The following is a 15,711-nucleotide window of genomic DNA, read 5'->3' as shown; positions in this document are numbered from 1 at the left end:
TTCATCCGGGGATTGGCGCGCAGCGCCGTTCGACGCAGTCGAACTCATCGCATGTAGGTGCCAGCGAAGCCAACCGGAGGGCGATGCCCCCGGATGAATGCCGGAGCGAAGGAACCCCGAGCCTCAGCGAGGGGCCGTACGAAAGGGGCGAGACCTTTTGGTTCCTTTTGGGGCGTTTGCCAAAAGGGACTCGCTGTAAAAGCGAAACCATAAGCCGCCGTTACCGCAGCAACGGATATGTACACATAAAAAACCAAGCCCCCCGCTAGTCCATTGAGACGATGCCCAAACAAACCACCCCAGCGATATTGCCCCCATCAACCATCGACCCCACGGAGCAAGGGCCCATGAGTATTTTGCAACGTTTCCAGATCCCCGGCAGCGTCGCCATCGTCACCGGCAGTGGCCGGGGCATTGGTCGGGCGATAGCCCTGGCGTACGCCGAAGCCGGCGCCGACGTGGTGTGTTCTGCCCGCTCGCTGGACGAGGTAGAGGCCGTGGCCGAAGAAGTCCGCAGCCTGGGCCGACGCGCCGTGGCCGTCGCCTGCGACGTCAACGATGCCGGCCAACGCCAGGCACTGGTGCGCCAGAGCGTTGAGCAGATGGGCCGCATCACCCACCTGGTCAACAACGTCGGTGGCGGCGGGCCCAACGATCCATTGACCATGACACCTGAACAGTTCGCCCAGGTGCTCACATTCAACGTCGCCACCAGCTATGCCTTCTGCCAGTTGTGCGTGCCGCTGATGCGCGAGGCCGGTGGCGGCAACATCATCAATGTCAGTTCGGTGGCGGCGCGTTATGCCCAGCGCCATTTCAGCGCCTATGGCACCGCCAAGGCCGCCCTCAGTCATCTGACCCGCTTGCTGGCCCAGGATTTCGCACCACAGATCCGGGTCAACGCCGTGGCGCCCGGCCCGACCTTGACCGAAGCGCTCAACGGCGTGATGCCCAGCGTCATGCGCGAGGTCATGGAAAACAACACCCCGCTCAAATGCCTCGGCACCCCGCAAGACATCGCGGCTGCGGCACTCTACCTGGCCAGCCCGGCTTCGGCCTGGGTCACCGGCAAAATCATCGATGTCGATGGCGGTGCCGATTCATCGGTCTGGCCCGGCTGACTGACTCCTTTGGGTCCGCCCCTACTGCTCGCGGGGGCGGGCCTTTTTTTCTTCCTGCCATCTGGAGCCCCGCCCATGGACGCCCATTTGATCAATGCACTCGGCGAAGAACTGTTCAACGCCCTGCGCAACCGCAAGACCCTGTCTCCCCTGACCCAACGCTATCCCCAGATCACACTGGAGGACGCCTACCGGATTTCCCTGCAATTCCTGCAACGCCGTGAAGCCCTCGGCGAGCAAGTGATCGGCAAGAAAATCGGGGTCACCAGCCGCGCCGTGCAGGAAATGCTCGATGTCCATCAACCGGACTTCGGCTTCCTCACCAACGCCATGCACGTCGAGGACGGCAGCGATGTCAGCCTGGCCAAATACAACCTGATCCAGCCACGGGCTGAAGGCGAAATCGCCTTTATCCTCGGCGAAGACTTGCAAGGCCCGGGCATCAGCGCCGAGGACGTGTTGGCCGCCAGCCAATGGGTCGCGCCGTGCTTTGAAATCGTCGATTCGCGAATCACCGACTGGCAGATCCGCATTCAGGACACCGTGGCCGATAACGCCTCCTGCGGCGTGTTCGCCCTCGGCACCCAGCGCATTGACCCGCGCTCGCTGGACCTGGCCGCGGTGCACATGCAGCTGCTGAAAAACGGCCAGCCGGCAGGCTCGGGCCTGGGCTCGGCGGTGCAGGGTCATCCTTGCGCCGCCGTGGCCTGGCTGGCCAATACCCTGGGTGAACTGGGCATCCCGTTCCGTCGTGGCGAAATCATTCTGTCCGGTGCCTTGGCACCACTGGTACCGGTAGTAGCCGGTGACCGGATCAGCCTGTCGATGAGCGGCCTGGGCGAAACCAGCCTGCGCTTTGTTCCTTGACCCCTTCCATCTCCATGAGCCAAAGACCATGAGCAAAAAGATCAAATGCGCGCTGATCGGGCCGGGCAACATCGGCACCGACCTGCTGTACAAACTGATGCGTAGCGACGTGCTGGAACCGGTGTGGATGGTCGGTATCGACGCCACTTCCGAAGGCCTGTCCCGAGCTCGCGAGCTGGGCCTGAAGACCACCGCCGAGGGCGTTGACGGCCTGCTGCCCCACGTTCTCGACGACCAGATCCAGATCGCTTTCGACGCCACCTCGGCCTACGTGCACGCGCAGAACTCGCGCAAGCTCAACGCCCTGGGCGTGTTGATGATTGACCTGACCCCGGCGGCAATCGGCCCGTATTGCGTGCCCCCGGTCAACCTCAAGGCGCAACTGGGCCTGGGCGTAATGAACGTCAACATGGTCACCTGCGGTGGCCAGGCGACCATTCCACTGGTGGCGGCTGTGTCGAGCGTGCAGCCGGTGGAGTACGCGGAAATCATCGCCACCGCCGCTTCCAAGTCGGTCGGCCCAGGCACCCGCAAGAACATCGACGAGTTCACCCGCACCACCTCCAGCGCCGTGGAAAAAGTCGGCGGTGCGAAGAAAGGCAAGGCGATCATCATCATTAACCCCGCCGAGCCACCGCTGATCATGCGCGACACCGTGCATTGCCTGACCGAAAGCGAACCCGACCAGCCCGCCATCACCGCCGCCATCGAAGCGATGATCAAGCAGGTGCAGCGCTACGTACCCGGCTACAAGCTGGTCAACGGCCCGGTGTTCGACGGCAACCGGGTGTCGATCTTCATGGAGGTCGAAGGCCTGGGCGACTACCTGCCCAAGTACGCCGGCAACCTCGACATCATGACCGCCGCAGCGGCGCGCACCGCCGAGATGTTCGCCGAGGAAATCCTCAAGGGCGAACTGGTGCTGCAAGCCACCGCCCAAACCGCCCACGCATAAGGAGCCGACCATGGATCTTCGCGGCAAAAGCATCACCGTTCACGACATGTGCCTGCGCGACGGCATGCACCCCAAGCGCCACCAGATCAGCCTGCAACAGATGAAGGACATCGCCTGCGGTCTCGACGCCGCCGGCGTGCCGCTGATTGAAGTCACCCACGGTGACGGTCTGGGCGGTAGCTCGGTGAACTATGGTTTCCCGGCCCACACTGACGAGGAATATCTGTCGGCGGTGATTCCGTTGATGAAGAAAGCCAAGGTTTCGGCGCTGCTGTTGCCGGGTATCGGCACGGTCGATCATCTGAAAATGGCCCATGAGCTGGGGGTCAACACCATTCGCGTGGCCACCCACTGCACCGAGGCCGATGTCAGCGAACAGCACATCTCCCACGCGCGCGGCCTGGGCATGGACACCGTGGGTTTCCTGATGATGGCCCACATGAACAGCCCCGAAGGCCTGGTCAAACAAGGCCTGCTGATGGAGAGCTACGGCGCCAACTGCATCTACCTGACCGACTCGGCCGGCTATCTGCTGCCCCATGACGTCAGCGCCCGCGTGGCGGCGATGCGCGCTGCCCTCAAGCCAGAGACCGAGATCGGTTTTCATGGCCACCACAACCTGTCGATGGGCGTGTCCAACTCGATCGCCGCGATCGCCGCCGGGGCCAACCGCATCGACGCCGCCTGCGCGGGCCTCGGTGCTGGCGCCGGCAACACGCCGATGGAAGTGCTGGTGGCGGTGTGTGATCGCATGGGCATCGACACCGGTGTCAGTGTGTTCGGCATTCAGGACGTGGCCGAAGACCTGGTGGTGCCGATCATGGACTTCCCGATCCGCAGCGACCGCGATGCCCTGACCATGGGTTACGCCGGGGTCTATGGCTCCTTCCTGTTGTTCGCCAAGCGCGCCGAGAAGAAGTACGGCGTGTCGGCCCGGGAAATCCTCGTGGAGATGGGCCGTCGTGGCATGGTCGGCGGCCAGGAAGACATGATCGAAGACACCGCCATGACCCTGGCTCGCCAGCGTCGGCAGGGGTAAAAAAGCCCCCTGTAGGAGCGAACCCGCGCAGATCGTTCCCACGCTCTGCGTGGGAATGCCTCCACGGACGCTCCGCGTTCGGCTCTTGATTGGGACGCAGAGCGGCTCTGGTTATGGGACACAGAGCGGCTCTTGTTTGGGACGCAGAGCGTCCCGGGCTGCATTCCCACGCGGAGCGTGGGAACGATCAGAACACCGCCGGGATTCAACGCCAGTCGGCAACAATCCCCTGCTCCAACGCAAAAGGCTGAGCCGCAATAGTCCTGCGTTGAAACTCAGGTGCCCGCTCTGCGGTGGCCAACCACAGCATCACAGCCGCCGGCACTTCAGGTGGCGCGCTGCCGGCCCGCAGGGCGATCAGGCCTTTGTCGCCGATAGTCGCCTTCAACGCTTCAGTGGTCACCACGCCCGGATTGAGGGTGTAAGCGCACACACCCGCCGCCCCCAACTCCGTCGTCAACACGCCTGACAACCGCGACACCGCCGCCTTGCCCGCGCCATAGGCATACCCCCAACCGCCCTTGCCCGCCGCCACCGGAGGATCGCTTTCGCCGGCACCGGAGGTGACGTTGATCACCACCCCGCCGCCCCGCGCCACCATGTGTTCGGTCACGGCCCGGGTCAGCAGGAACGGTGTGAGGATGTAGCCCTTGAACATCCGCTCCAGGGTCTGGGCCTGCAGGTCCATGAACCCGGCGTTGAGGTCACTGCCCTGGTAGATCGCATTGTTGATCAACACATCGATACGCCCGTACTCGGCCAACACCGCCTCGCAGGCATCCAGGGCCGAGGCGCTGTCGAGCAGGTCCATCGGCACCACGAGCACCCGGCAACCGAGATCCCGCAACGCCTGCGCAGTGCCGTTGAGGCTGCCCGCCAGCGGCGCCCCGGCTGCGTCACGCAGGGCATGTTCATGTTGCTCGCCCTCGTTGAGGGTACGGGCGCTGATCGCCACGTCGAACCCGGCGCGGGCGAACGCCAGCGCCGCCTCGCGACCAATACCCCGGCTGGCGCCGGTGATGAATGCAACTTTGTTCATGCTGACTCCTTTTAGAAACGCGAGGCGCGGACCATGGCGTCCATGCCGCCATCGACGAACACCACGCTGCCATGGACGAATGATGCTTGTGGCGATTGCAGGAAAGCCACCATGGCGGCGATTTCATCAGGACGCCCGGAGCGGCCCAAAGGCGCGACAAAATCCCGGGTCGCCTGGCCGAACCGTGCATCATCCAGCGACGCCTGGTGCAGCGGAGTTTCCACCGCGCCCGGCGCCACCACGTTCACCCGCAGGCCCTGCTTGCCCCAGCTCACTGCCAGACGGCGGGCATGATGAGTGATCGCGTACTTGGACGCGGCATAGGCAACATGTGGCTGGCCGAGGCTGTTGGCCAACGCCAGCGCTTGCGCTTCATCACCCGCGAGCATCGCGTCAATCATCGGCTGGCCTTCCGGACCAGAATGCGTCGCCGCCACCGAGCCGATCACCAGCGCAGCGCCGTGTTGGCCACGGGATAAAGCACCCTGCAGGCCGTCGAGCAATTGGCTGACGCCAAAATAATTGACCGCCAATACCAGGCCGCAATTGGGCGCCGTGACGCCGACGCCGGCGCAGCAGATCAGCCCGTCGAGCACACCGCCGCTGAGTTCCAGTACTTGGGTGATGGCTGCGTCACGTCCCTGCGGGGTAGACAGATCGGCGATCACTTCGGCGTTGCCGCGATCGATACCGATGACCTGATGCCCGGCGGCGCGCATGGCGGCGGATACGGCGGCCCCGATTCCCGAGGCACTGCCGGTGATGGCTGTTATAGGCATGGTGGTTCTCCGTGATAGGTCCGCCCAGTATCGACAGGGCGATCACGCGGCGGCATCGTCTGAGCAGACTAGAAAAATACGGCGTCAGCAGGCGCGACGCCGGGCAAGGACACCCGGCGCCGGATTGACAGGATCAGGCTTGGCGGTAAATCGGCTCGGCCAATTTCGCAGCGGCGAGCTTCGGCGGTGGAACCCGGACTTTCTCGACCACTTTCAACCCAAGCTTGGGTTTGCCCAGGGCCACCACGCTGTTGAGCATGATGCGCACCAGCTCGGTCTGACGACGCACGCCGGTCTTGGAGAAGATCGAACGCAAATGCGCCCGCGCGGTATTGCGTCGAATGTTCAAGACCTCGGCGGCCTCTTCCAGGGACAAGCCGTTGGCCAGTTCCATGGCCAGGGCGGTTTCGGCCTTGGTCAGGTTGAACAGTTGCTTGGTCACCACTTCGCTGGCCAGGGATTTGCTCGACGCATCACGGATGTACACCAGCGCTGCCGGCTGGCCCTTCTCCTCGGCCCAGTCCAGGGATGGAATCGATTCCACCACTACACCCAGATTGACCAGCCCAGAAGGCCGCGTCACCGACATGGCCTCGGCGCCTTTCGGGGCATCCGGGTCGAAGGCGCCACGAATCAGGCGTTGCAACTCGCGGTTGTCGCTGGGGTACGTCGCCTCCAGGCGCCCACCCACCAGTTTCAGGCCATCGGAACGGGCCAGGATCTCCTGGGCCACCGGATTGATCTGCAACACGCTGCCACTCTCGTCGAGCACCAGGGTCGCCACCGACAGGCGGCTGATGGCTTGGGAATACAACTCGCTCAGGGATTCGCTACGATCGAGCAGGTTGTGAAATTGCGAGGCACGGCGCAGGTGCGGCAGGAAACTGCTGCAAAGGGCCCGCTCGTGGGCAGAGAAATTGGGTGAGCGTTTGGGCCGGGTCATGCGAAAGCGCAGCTTGCCGCCGTCCGGGGTGGAAATGTCGACGCCCATCAGGTGATACACGTCATGGGGCCCGCAGAAAGTCTTGAAGTAGCCATTCTGCTCCCATTGCGCGGCGCTCATGATGTCGTCCACCGTGAACACCTGGTCCAGCGGCTGATTGCCGAACGGCGAGTTGGTTTGCGGATAGGTCATGTAGTTGATTTCACCGGCGCCCTCGATGTCGCCGACGATAATCATCAAGCCGGTATCGGGCTCGTCCGGCACCCGCAGGATCAAGGTGACGTAGTTGGCATCGAAGAGTTTGAGAAAGCTTCTGAGGGCGTTGGCCATCAGCTTCGGATCGAGAGCGCCTTCATAGATTTCGCCCACCAGCTCGTTGTAGCGCGTGAGATCGAGGCCAACACTGGCCAGGGCTTCATGGGTCAAGACGACATCTTGCATAGGCTTTTCCTCGCTCGGGTAAGGACCATGCCCTTCCCTTGTTATTTTTATAATTTCGGCTGGGGAGAACCCAAGGTTCTCCCTTTTTTCCGGATGCTACCGGGATTCCTTGGCTGCCGGGTTGTTTTTCAGACGGAACTGACCTTGTGCTGCTACTGGCTGACGTACGCGCTCGATAACCAGCGGTCGCCCCCGGTTGAACCAGGCCGCCAGCGCTGGCAGCAGAAAGATCGCCCCCAGCACGTTGACCAGGAACATGAACGACAGCAGCACCCCCATGTCAGCCTGAAACTTCAGCGGGGCAAACGCCCAGGTACACACGCCGATGGACATGGTCAGGGCCGTGAAGACCGCCGCCGTGCCCCGTTGACACATGGCCTCGTAGAAGGCCTCGCGCAGGTTCGCGCCCCGGAGCATTTCGTGCTGGATGCGCTCGTACAGGTAAATGCCATAGTCGACACCCACACCGACACCCAGCGCCATCACTGGCAAGGTCGCGACTTTCAGGCCAATGCCGAGCAGGGTCATCAGGGCGTTGCACAAGATCGCGACAATCGCCAGCGGCACCAGAATGCACAGCACCGCGCGGATCGACAGGAAGGTCAGCCAGCAAAACAGCGCCACCGAACCGAACAGCGCCCCGAGCATGATGATTTCAGCGCGCTTGACCGCCTCGTTGGAAGCCGCCATGACCCCGACGTTGCCACCGGCCAGGAGGAATTCGACCTGCGGCGAGCTGACTTCTGCAATGATTCGCTTGGCCTCGGTGATCGCATGGCTGACGGTGCTGCCTTCGTGGTCAGCCAGGAATACCAGGATCTGCATCTGCTGGCAGCCGTCGGTGACCAGCCCGTCATCAGGCATATAAGCCCGCGCCCCCTGGCTCAAGCCACGGGGCGACCCCGGAATCGCCGCCCAGCGCGGGTTGCCTTCGTTGTTGCCGGCGATCACCCGCTTGCCCATGTCCGCCACGCTCTGGATCGACTGCACGCCCGAAACGGTGCGCATGCGGAAATCGAAGGCTTCCACCGCGCGCATCACCGTAGGCGACAGGCAGCCTTCCTCGACGCCCTTGACCTGCACGAACACCGACATCACATCGAGCCCGATGGAGTAGCTGCCGATGATCTTGCCGTTGTCCTGGTTGTAGCGTGAATCGGCCCGCAACTCCGGCGCACCGGCGCCGATATCGCCTACCGCCAGGTCACGGGCCTTCCAGGCCCCGGCCAACAACAGCAACAGGCTGATGGCAAACACCCCCAGCGCAGGCCCAGGCTCGGCCAGCGCGGACAGACGCCACCACAGGCGATGCTTGCCCGCCGGGCGGGATTGCGCACGATGCAACAACCCGGGCTCCAGGCGCAGATAGGAAATGATGATCGGCAACATCAATTTGTTGGTGATGATCATCAACATGACGCCGATGCAGGCCGTGACCCCCAGTTCGTGGACGATAGGAATGTCGATCAGCATGATCACCGCGAAGCCCAGGGCGTTCATCAGCAACGCCAGGGAACCGGGAATGAAGATTTTGCAGAACGCCGAATGCGCTGCTTCTTTTGAGGAACTGCCGGCCAATACGTCCTGCTTCCAGGCGTTGGTCATCTGCACCGCATGGGACACGCCGATGGAGAAAATGAGGAACGGCACCAGAATCGACATCGGATCGATGCCCAATCCCAGCAGCGGCAACAGGCCCAGCAACCAGACCACCGGCAGCAACGCCACCAGCAGCGCCACCACTGTCAGGCGCAGGGAACGGGAATAGAGCCACAGCAGCAACCCGGTGATCACAAAGGCCACGACAAAGAAGCCGATCACCGTGTTCAGCCCTTCGACCACATCACCTACGAGCTTGGCGAAGCCTACGATGTTGATCTCGATATTGGGGCTGTTGTACTTGCCGCGGATTTCTTCCAGGCGTTTGGCGATGTCGACATAGGACACAGGCTGGCCGGTCTTGGGGTCGATGTCCTGCAGGTCAGCACGCACCATGGCCGACTTCAGGTCGTTGGCCACCAGACGGCCGACCTGGCCGGAGGCTGCCGTATTACTGCGCACCTGCGCCAGGTCCTCGGCGGTGCCGCTGAAGCGTGGCGGCACCACCACGTCGCCAAAGAAACCTTCCTCGGTGATTTCGATGTAGCGCACGTTGGCGGTAAACAGCGATGTCACGCTGGGGCGACTGACCCCGGAAATAAAAAACACGTCGTCGGTGACTTTGCGCAGCGTGTCGAGGTACTCGGCGTTATAGATGTCGCCCTCGCCTTTCCAGCGCACGCTGACCAGGAAGCGGTTGGCGCCGGTGAAATAGCGACTGAACTTGAGGAAGTTGATCATGTACTCATGACGCACCGGGATCTGTTTGTTGAAACCCGGATCCAGCTGCGTGTGGGTGGCGCTGTACCCCAGGCCCAACGTCACCAGGACAAACAGCAACAGCAGCCCCTTGCGCCAGGCCATCAGGTGATCGGCACATGTATCGACGCAGCGCGTCACCCAGTGTTTACCTTGATTCATTGCCCGCCTCTCATTTATTGGGTGGCCTGAGTGGTCACCAGGGCAGCGACGCTGCCACCCGAACCTTGCAATACACCGCGCTCGCCACCCACCAGCAGGCGCGAGCCCACCACCGTCGCCGAAGTCAAAGTGCCCAGCCCGGCCAGACGCCCAACGCCCACCAACTCACCCCGTGCATCCAGGCGCACCAACGAACTGCCGGCACCGACAATCACCAGCCCCGAGTGATCGGGCAGCACGGCATGGCCGTATAGCGGTAGCTGATTGCCGACTTTGATCTGAGTCCAGCTGGCGCCGAAGTCGTGGCTGACGAACACATGGCCACGCATGCCATAGCTCACCCAGTTATCCGCGCTCAGGCGCACGATGCCGAACAGCGAGCCGCTGTAGAACGCCGGCAAGGTCTGCCAGTGCTGGCCACCGTCGCTCGTGCGCAGCACCAGTCCTTGCTCACCCACCAGCATGCGCCGGCCATCCTTGCCGCCGTCCATGCTGTTGAGGTGCGCGCTGTCGATGTCCAGGGTCTGCGGCGCCCAGGTTTGCCCGGCATCGAGGGATTGATAGAACTTACCGAAGCTGCCGAACGCCATGACGTTGTCGCCACCGGCGCTCCAGATGCCCAGCAGCGGTTCGCCCAGATCGCTGTCGTAACGGATTTCCTGCCAGGTGCTGCCGGCGTCCTGGGAACGCAGGATCCAGCCGTCATGCCCAACCGCGAGCAGACGCTTGGCGTCCAGCGCCACCACGGCAGTCAAGGTGGCGTTGCGTTGCGTGGCGACGCTGGCGGGTTGCCAACTGACGCCTTGATCATCACTGAGCAGGATGCTGCCACGCTCGCCCACGGCAACCACTCGCGAGCCGAGATTGAGCAAACCGTTGATCTGCACCCGGTCCGGGCGCGTGGCCAACAGCTCCTGTTGCAGTGGGGATTTCGGGGAAAAGGTGTAGCCAATGGTCAAGGCGACCACCAGGCAGACTATGTAACCGATCACAGAACGCATAGGAAACGCTCCTGTTCGGGGCACGCTTGCTTAGGGCAAGTCATAGGGCCAATCCTCTTGTTCTTGTCAGGCGCCAAGGCAGGCAAAGCAACCGGAACGGCGCTGCCTTCGAAGGGGATAGTCGGCCCAAGGACTTAGGGGCACATCGTCCAAATGGCTTATGCAATGGCGCAAATGGCTTGGGGTGCATTTCCCTGTAGGAGCGAGCTTGCTCGCGATGGACGACAACGAAAACGCGGGTTTTCTGAATGCCCGCGTTATCCGGACCAACTTCGCGAGCAAGCCTCGCTCCTACAGTGGGATTGAGTACATCCACGAAGGTCAGGTTGGCTGACAGGTCGCCATCGCGGGCAAGCCAGCTCCCACAAGTTCTCGGTGTTTATTGATGATTGTGGGCAACACAAATCCGCAGGAGCTTGCTTGCTGGCGATAGCGGTGGTGAATGTCAGGTCGCCTTCGCGGGCAAGCCTCGCTCCTACAGGGGTTGAGTTCGGCGGTAAAAGTCAGGTCGGCGTTGAAGCCGCCATCGCTAGCAAGCCAGCACCTACAGTAAGCAGATCGGCATACACCTGCTTCTCACCACTCAACAGGCCGAGTATCAGCTCGCCTGCAGCTTTTGATTTTGATCCACCCGCCCCTTCGGCAGGCTGAGTGGAGGTATTCATCCGGGGATTGGCGCGCAGCGCCGTTCGACGCAGTCGAACTCATCGCATGTAGGTGCCAGCGAAGCCAACCGGAGGGCGATGCCCCCGGATGGATGCCGGAGCGAAGGAACCCCGAGCCTTGGCGAAGGGCCGGACGCCGGGGCGAGACCTTTGCTTCCTTTGGGGCGTTTGCCAAAGGGAGTCGACCGTCAGGGCGAAACCATAAGCCGCCGTTACCGCAGCAATGGATATGTACACCTCCAGAGAGCATGGCCGGCTGTAAGGCCGCCATCGCCAGCAGGCTAGCTCCCACAGTGGGATTGGGTACATTCGCGAGAGTCAGGTCGGCTTTAAGGCCGCCTTCGCGAGCAAGCCCGCTCCCACAGGGTATCGAGTCCATCCAGTTGCGGGAGCGAGCTCAAACGCCGATCAAGCCATGTAGAGAATCACCAGATCATTAATCACCGAAGGCCGCTCCTGACCCACCACGTGAATATTCAGCTCCAGCGTCAACTGCGTCCCACGGGCCAACTGCTCGACCTTTTTCACCCGCGCCCGCGAATGAATACGCGAACCCGCCGGCACTGGCGCCGGAAAACGCAAGCGATCGGAGCCATAGTTAATCTGGGTGGTGAAACCGCTGATCTCGAAACCCAGCGCCAGCTTCATCCGCGATTGCAGCACCTGCACCAGGGCGCCGTGGGCGATGGTGCCGCCGAACGGACTTTGCAGACGCGCGCGCTCCGGATCGGTATGAATCCAGTAGTCGTCGCCCGACAACAGGGCAAAGGCATCGATCAACGCCTGATCGACCACCACCACATTGCTCCAGTCGCTGAACTGCTCGCTGATCAGCGCCTGCAAGGCGGGTCCGTCGTTGAGGTCAACCTGCCGCGCAGGCGCCTGTTCGGATGCAACAGGCGCCGGTTCACTGTCCTGGGCCGGCAGCGATTCGAGGCTCGCCACAGCCTTGTCCACGCCGGTGAAGCGCAACAGGCGATTGCCCTTGGCGTCCACTTCAGCGAACACCGGCTTCAAGGCCATGCCGATCTGGATCTCGCCCTCTGCAAGACCCACCAGGTTGGTGTTGATGCGCACCCCTTCAGCTAGCTCAACCACCGCCAGCTTCTGCGGCATTTCATCGATGAAGTCGGGCAAGGTGGCAATGCGCGTCACGGTGTAGCTGTACAGCGTCGCGGTGCCATCGACTTCGCGCCAGGCCAGGTCATGTTCCAGGCACTTGGGGCAATGGCGGCGCGGGTAGAAGTTCCAGTGCGAACAGGCATTGCACTGTTGGATCAGCAGGCGGCGAGCCTTGAGGCCCTCCCAGAAGGGAGCGGAAATCTGCGTCGCGACCGGCATCGGTTTGTTGTTGGACATCTGCTTATGCTCCCTGAAGTATCAATGCGCCCTGCTCGCTCATCACGCCGCCGGTACCGGAGACATAGACGCTGTCGCAGCGACCCAGTTGGCGTTCACCGGCCGCGCCGGCGATCTGCGTCACCGCCTCGATCACCTGGCTCATGCCCCCGGCCGAAGCCGATTGACCGAAGCTGAGTTGCCCACCGTGGGTGTTCATCGGGAAATCACCGCGCCAGGTCAGGTCGTGTTCGCGCACGAACGCCATGCCCTCGCCCTTGCCGCAGAAACCGGCGTCTTCCAGGGTCAGCAAAGTGGTGATGGTGTAGCAGTCGTAGATCTGCGCGGCATCGACGTCCCCAGGCTTGAGGCCGGCCATGGCAAAGGCTTGTCGGGAAGCCGGGCCAATCGGCGTGTTGAGCATGTCCTCGGCATAGGACGGCGACTTGAACGCCAGGTGTTCGCCAAACCCGGTAATGAAGGCCGGGCGCTTGCGCGCGCGTGCCGCCACTTCCTTGTTGGTGATGATCAATGCGGCGCCACCGGCCACCGGCATGACGATTTCCAGCACATGCAGCGGGTCGGCGACCATCTTGCTGGCCAATACCTGTTCGATGGTCAATGGCTGGCCGTAGAACATGGCTTGCGGGTTGGCCAGGGCGTTGGTGCGCTGGTCGACGGCAATCTTGGCCATCGCTCGCTGGTCGTAGTCGTACTGGGCGGCATAACGCTGGGCGATCATCGCGTAGCCGGTGTTCTGGCCCATATGCCCGTAAGGCAGGTCGAACTCGGCTTCGGGCGCACCGAAGGCAGTGCTATGTCCGCCAAAGCGCATGGAACGGGCCATCCAGCCGGGATCCTCGTCTGGACCCAATGGCGCCATGCGTGCCGGGATGACGCAGAGCACTGCCTGGCACAGGCCCAATTCGATGGCGGCAGCGGCGCGCCAGACCATGCCCACCGAGGTGCATCCACCCAGGTCCACCACTTCGGCGAAGTTCAGGCGCAGGCCCAGGTACTCGGCGGCCATCGCCGGTACGAACACCGAGGCTTCGTGGAAGTGCGGGCCGTTGATCACCAGCCCGTCGAGGTCCGAGGCCTTGAGCCCGGCATCACGCAGGGCCTGGGCCGCCAGGTCGGCGACCTGTTCGAGGTGAAACATCCGGGGCGCGGTCGCGTATTTTTCCGGTTTGTATTGCGCGCTGCCGACAATGGCCGCGTGTCCTTTGAGTCCCATGGTACCTCCATGCCGCAACGCCGGGCTGCGGCAATGACAAAATGATTGGAAGGCCCGCCAACGCAGCACGGGCCCGAGGGTCGATCAGAAGGTGTATTTCGCCGAGAAGGTGGCGTAGTCGCGGTCGGCGAATGGACGCTTGATCGGGTCCGGTTCGCCCAGGTAGGCGATGTACCTAAGGCCGAGTTCAAGGTTGCCCAGGTACTTGAAGGTGGTGCCGGCACTCAGGCGGCGATCGCCGGCGACCCCGGCAATGCTGCCGCCCATTGGCGTCGCACCGCTGAACACGTTGGAGAAACTGAACGGCACTTCCAGGTCCCAGCCCTGGGCCACGCCCGGATAGCTGAACGAGGCGCCCACGGTGTAAGCACTGGAGGATTTGGTCTTCCAGCCACTCTGGGTGCTGAAGGTGTAGTCATCGGAAGGCGCCACCAGGCGGGCCACTGACGGCAGCAGATTGAGGCCCTGTAGGTTCGGCGCCGCCGAGGTCGACTCGACACTGTCCACTTGCGTGCGAATGACTTCGGCGGTCAGGGTGGTCTGGCTGGCCCACGGACGGTCGCCGAGGATGCGCATCGCCGACAACTGCATCTGCTGGCCCTTGCCCTTGGCCGGTACCGCGCCGAGGCCGGTATTGACCATCACCGGCACGCCGTCGCGGTACGACCATTCGCCGCCGACCTGCACATCACCCAGCTTGGTTGTGGCGCTGACACCGGTCAGTTTGATGTCTTCGAAATACTTGATCCGATAACCGTTGGACGCCAGGGCCAACCGGCCGCCACCAACCGGCAGCGGGTTGTAGCCGACCAGCGCGGTGGCCGGGTTCTTGTCGTGGTAGTTGATGTGGAACAGCGACAGCTCGACGGCCGGCACCGGGCGATAACGCACCTGTACACCCCACTGGCCGCTGTCGCGCGGTTCATCGGTGCCGCGATAAGCGATCTTCTGGCCGTTGGCGTAGATGAACTCGCGGCCCGGACCGACCACGTCGCTGCTCGCCAGGTAGCTGCCCACTGGCGGCAACTCGGTGCCCTTCCACTCGTATTGCACGTAGGCGCCGAAGGTCAGTTGCGGATTGAGGCGGAACGAGCCGGAGAACTGGCCCACCGGCAGCAGCACTTCTTTGACTTCAACCCCGGGTTGCGAGGCCTTGACCGCGTCGGAAGGGTTTTGCACGCCGTTGACGCCCGGGTAGTACAAACTCTCGCCCCAGGATTCGATGTGCCGCCCGGCCTTGACGTCGAGCATGGTGTCGTTGTCGAAGCGCCAGCCGCTGAACACATAGACATCCAACAGTTTGCTGCGGCCACCGCTGTAGTAGCGGGTATCGCTGGTGAACTCGTCGTTGCGCCCGGTCTTGTTCACTGTGGACGGCGAATCGTTGTCGTTTTCCTGGTGGTAAACGTCGTCGTAGAAGGTACTGCCACGCACCACCGCGCCGTAGTTGTCCTTGCGCAGGATCAGCTCGCCCAGGGCGCCGACGCGGTTGGTGGTCAGCCCGCCCTGATCGAAGTTGCGGTTTGCATCGTCGGCGTTGACCGACAGCAGCCGACGGCTTTGATCGGCGGTTCGCACGCCGATGCCGTAGCTGGTGGTGACCGACCAGTCCATGGTCAGACCGTTGTCGAATTCGATGGTGTCACCGGCCCACACCGGTGTGGACACCAACGCGATGGCGGCCGCCAGGGCGCTGACCTGAAACGCGCTCGAAGCCATGGCCCTGGAGTTATTGTTATTTTTGTTGATCACACTGACTCTCCTCT

Annotated in this window: 12 protein-coding genes; 4 read left to right on the top strand and 8 right to left on the bottom strand. The window is 62.8% G+C overall.

Annotated features, from left to right (window positions below):
• Positions 1–347: 347 nt before the first annotated feature.
• The 4 genes from ACRESJ_RS21505 (at position 348) to dmpG (ending at position 3,982) form a co-directional block, all read left to right on the top strand.
• Positions 348–1,121 (top strand): glucose 1-dehydrogenase, encoded by a 774-nt coding sequence (locus ACRESJ_RS21505; protein ID WP_431759705.1) that lies wholly within the window; start codon positions 348–350, stop codon positions 1,119–1,121.
• Between the two features lie 75 nt (positions 1,122–1,196).
• Complete coding sequence (locus ACRESJ_RS21500; RefSeq protein WP_431759704.1) at positions 1,197–1,988, top strand: fumarylacetoacetate hydrolase family protein; 792 nt, start codon at positions 1,197–1,199, stop codon at positions 1,986–1,988.
• A gap of 28 nt (positions 1,989–2,016) precedes the next feature.
• A complete protein-coding gene (locus ACRESJ_RS21495; protein WP_431759703.1) occupies positions 2,017–2,943 on the top strand; it encodes an acetaldehyde dehydrogenase (acetylating) in 927 nt (308 codons plus the stop codon).
• A 10-nt stretch (positions 2,944–2,953) separates the two neighbouring features.
• The gene (gene dmpG, locus ACRESJ_RS21490; protein ID WP_431759702.1) at positions 2,954–3,982 is read left to right on the top strand and encodes a 4-hydroxy-2-oxovalerate aldolase; all 1,029 of its coding nucleotides are present in this window, start codon (positions 2,954–2,956) and stop codon (positions 3,980–3,982) included.
• 205 nt (positions 3,983–4,187) lie between these two features.
• Here dmpG and ACRESJ_RS21485 read toward each other — a convergent pair whose 3' ends face one another.
• The 8 genes from ACRESJ_RS21485 to ACRESJ_RS21450 all read right to left on the bottom strand — a co-directional run bounded on the left by ACRESJ_RS21485 (position 4,188) and on the right by ACRESJ_RS21450 (position 15,697).
• The gene (locus ACRESJ_RS21485; protein WP_431759701.1) at positions 4,188–5,021 is read right to left on the bottom strand and encodes an SDR family NAD(P)-dependent oxidoreductase; all 834 of its coding nucleotides are present in this window, start codon (positions 5,019–5,021) and stop codon (positions 4,188–4,190) included.
• An 11-nt stretch (positions 5,022–5,032) separates the two neighbouring features.
• Positions 5,033–5,800: an SDR family oxidoreductase gene (locus ACRESJ_RS21480; RefSeq protein WP_431759700.1), complete on the bottom strand. Its 768-nt coding sequence runs from the start codon at positions 5,798–5,800 to the stop codon at positions 5,033–5,035.
• Between the two features lie 133 nt (positions 5,801–5,933).
• Positions 5,934–7,184, bottom strand: coding sequence for a helix-turn-helix transcriptional regulator (locus ACRESJ_RS21475; protein ID WP_431759699.1), 1,251 nt, complete (start codon positions 7,182–7,184; stop codon positions 5,934–5,936).
• 96 nt (positions 7,185–7,280) lie between these two features.
• Complete coding sequence (locus ACRESJ_RS21470; RefSeq protein WP_431759698.1) at positions 7,281–9,704, bottom strand: efflux RND transporter permease subunit; 2,424 nt, start codon at positions 9,702–9,704, stop codon at positions 7,281–7,283.
• 14 nt (positions 9,705–9,718) lie between these two features.
• The gene (locus tag ACRESJ_RS21465; RefSeq protein ID WP_431759697.1) at positions 9,719–10,705 is read right to left on the bottom strand and encodes a WD40/YVTN/BNR-like repeat-containing protein; all 987 of its coding nucleotides are present in this window, start codon (positions 10,703–10,705) and stop codon (positions 9,719–9,721) included.
• Positions 10,706–11,778: 1,073 nt separating this feature from the next.
• Entirely contained in the window at positions 11,779–12,729 is a 951-nt protein-coding gene (locus tag ACRESJ_RS21460) for an OB-fold domain-containing protein (protein ID WP_431759696.1), read from the bottom strand.
• 4 nt (positions 12,730–12,733) lie between these two features.
• A complete protein-coding gene (locus ACRESJ_RS21455; RefSeq protein ID WP_431759695.1) occupies positions 12,734–13,945 on the bottom strand; it encodes a thiolase family protein in 1,212 nt (403 codons plus the stop codon).
• An 84-nt stretch (positions 13,946–14,029) separates the two neighbouring features.
• A complete protein-coding gene (locus ACRESJ_RS21450) occupies positions 14,030–15,697 on the bottom strand; it encodes a DUF1302 domain-containing protein (protein WP_431759694.1) in 1,668 nt (555 codons plus the stop codon).
• Positions 15,698–15,711: the final 14 nt, after the last annotated feature.

Origin of the sequence: Pseudomonas sp., assembly GCF_050739655.1 — a bacterium.
Taxonomy (GTDB): Bacteria; Pseudomonadota; Gammaproteobacteria; order Pseudomonadales; family Pseudomonadaceae; genus Aquipseudomonas.
This window is presented reverse-complemented; position numbering and strand designations above follow the sequence as displayed.

What these genes read in the sequence shown, in the direction of transcription:
- ACRESJ_RS21505 (WP_431759705.1), top strand. Translation starts at nt 348, where the DNA reads ATGAGTATTTTGCAACGTTTCCAGATCCCCGGCAGCGTCGCCATCGTC.
- ACRESJ_RS21500 (WP_431759704.1), top strand. Translation starts at nt 1,197, where the DNA reads ATGGACGCCCATTTGATCAATGCACTCGGCGAAGAACTGTTCAACGCC.
- ACRESJ_RS21495 (WP_431759703.1), top strand. Translation starts at nt 2,017, where the DNA reads ATGAGCAAAAAGATCAAATGCGCGCTGATCGGGCCGGGCAACATCGGC.
- dmpG (WP_431759702.1), top strand. Translation starts at nt 2,954, where the DNA reads ATGGATCTTCGCGGCAAAAGCATCACCGTTCACGACATGTGCCTGCGC.
- ACRESJ_RS21485 (WP_431759701.1), bottom strand. Translation starts at nt 5,021, where the DNA reads ATGAACAAAGTTGCATTCATCACCGGCGCCAGCCGGGGTATTGGTCGC.
- ACRESJ_RS21480 (WP_431759700.1), bottom strand. Translation starts at nt 5,800, where the DNA reads ATGCCTATAACAGCCATCACCGGCAGTGCCTCGGGAATCGGGGCCGCC.
- ACRESJ_RS21475 (WP_431759699.1), bottom strand. Translation starts at nt 7,184, where the DNA reads ATGCAAGATGTCGTCTTGACCCATGAAGCCCTGGCCAGTGTTGGCCTC.
- ACRESJ_RS21470 (WP_431759698.1), bottom strand. Translation starts at nt 9,704, where the DNA reads ATGAATCAAGGTAAACACTGGGTGACGCGCTGCGTCGATACATGTGCC.
- ACRESJ_RS21465 (WP_431759697.1), bottom strand. Translation starts at nt 10,705, where the DNA reads ATGCGTTCTGTGATCGGTTACATAGTCTGCCTGGTGGTCGCCTTGACC.
- ACRESJ_RS21460 (WP_431759696.1), bottom strand. Translation starts at nt 12,729, where the DNA reads ATGTCCAACAACAAACCGATGCCGGTCGCGACGCAGATTTCCGCTCCC.
- ACRESJ_RS21455 (WP_431759695.1), bottom strand. Translation starts at nt 13,945, where the DNA reads ATGGGACTCAAAGGACACGCGGCCATTGTCGGCAGCGCGCAATACAAA.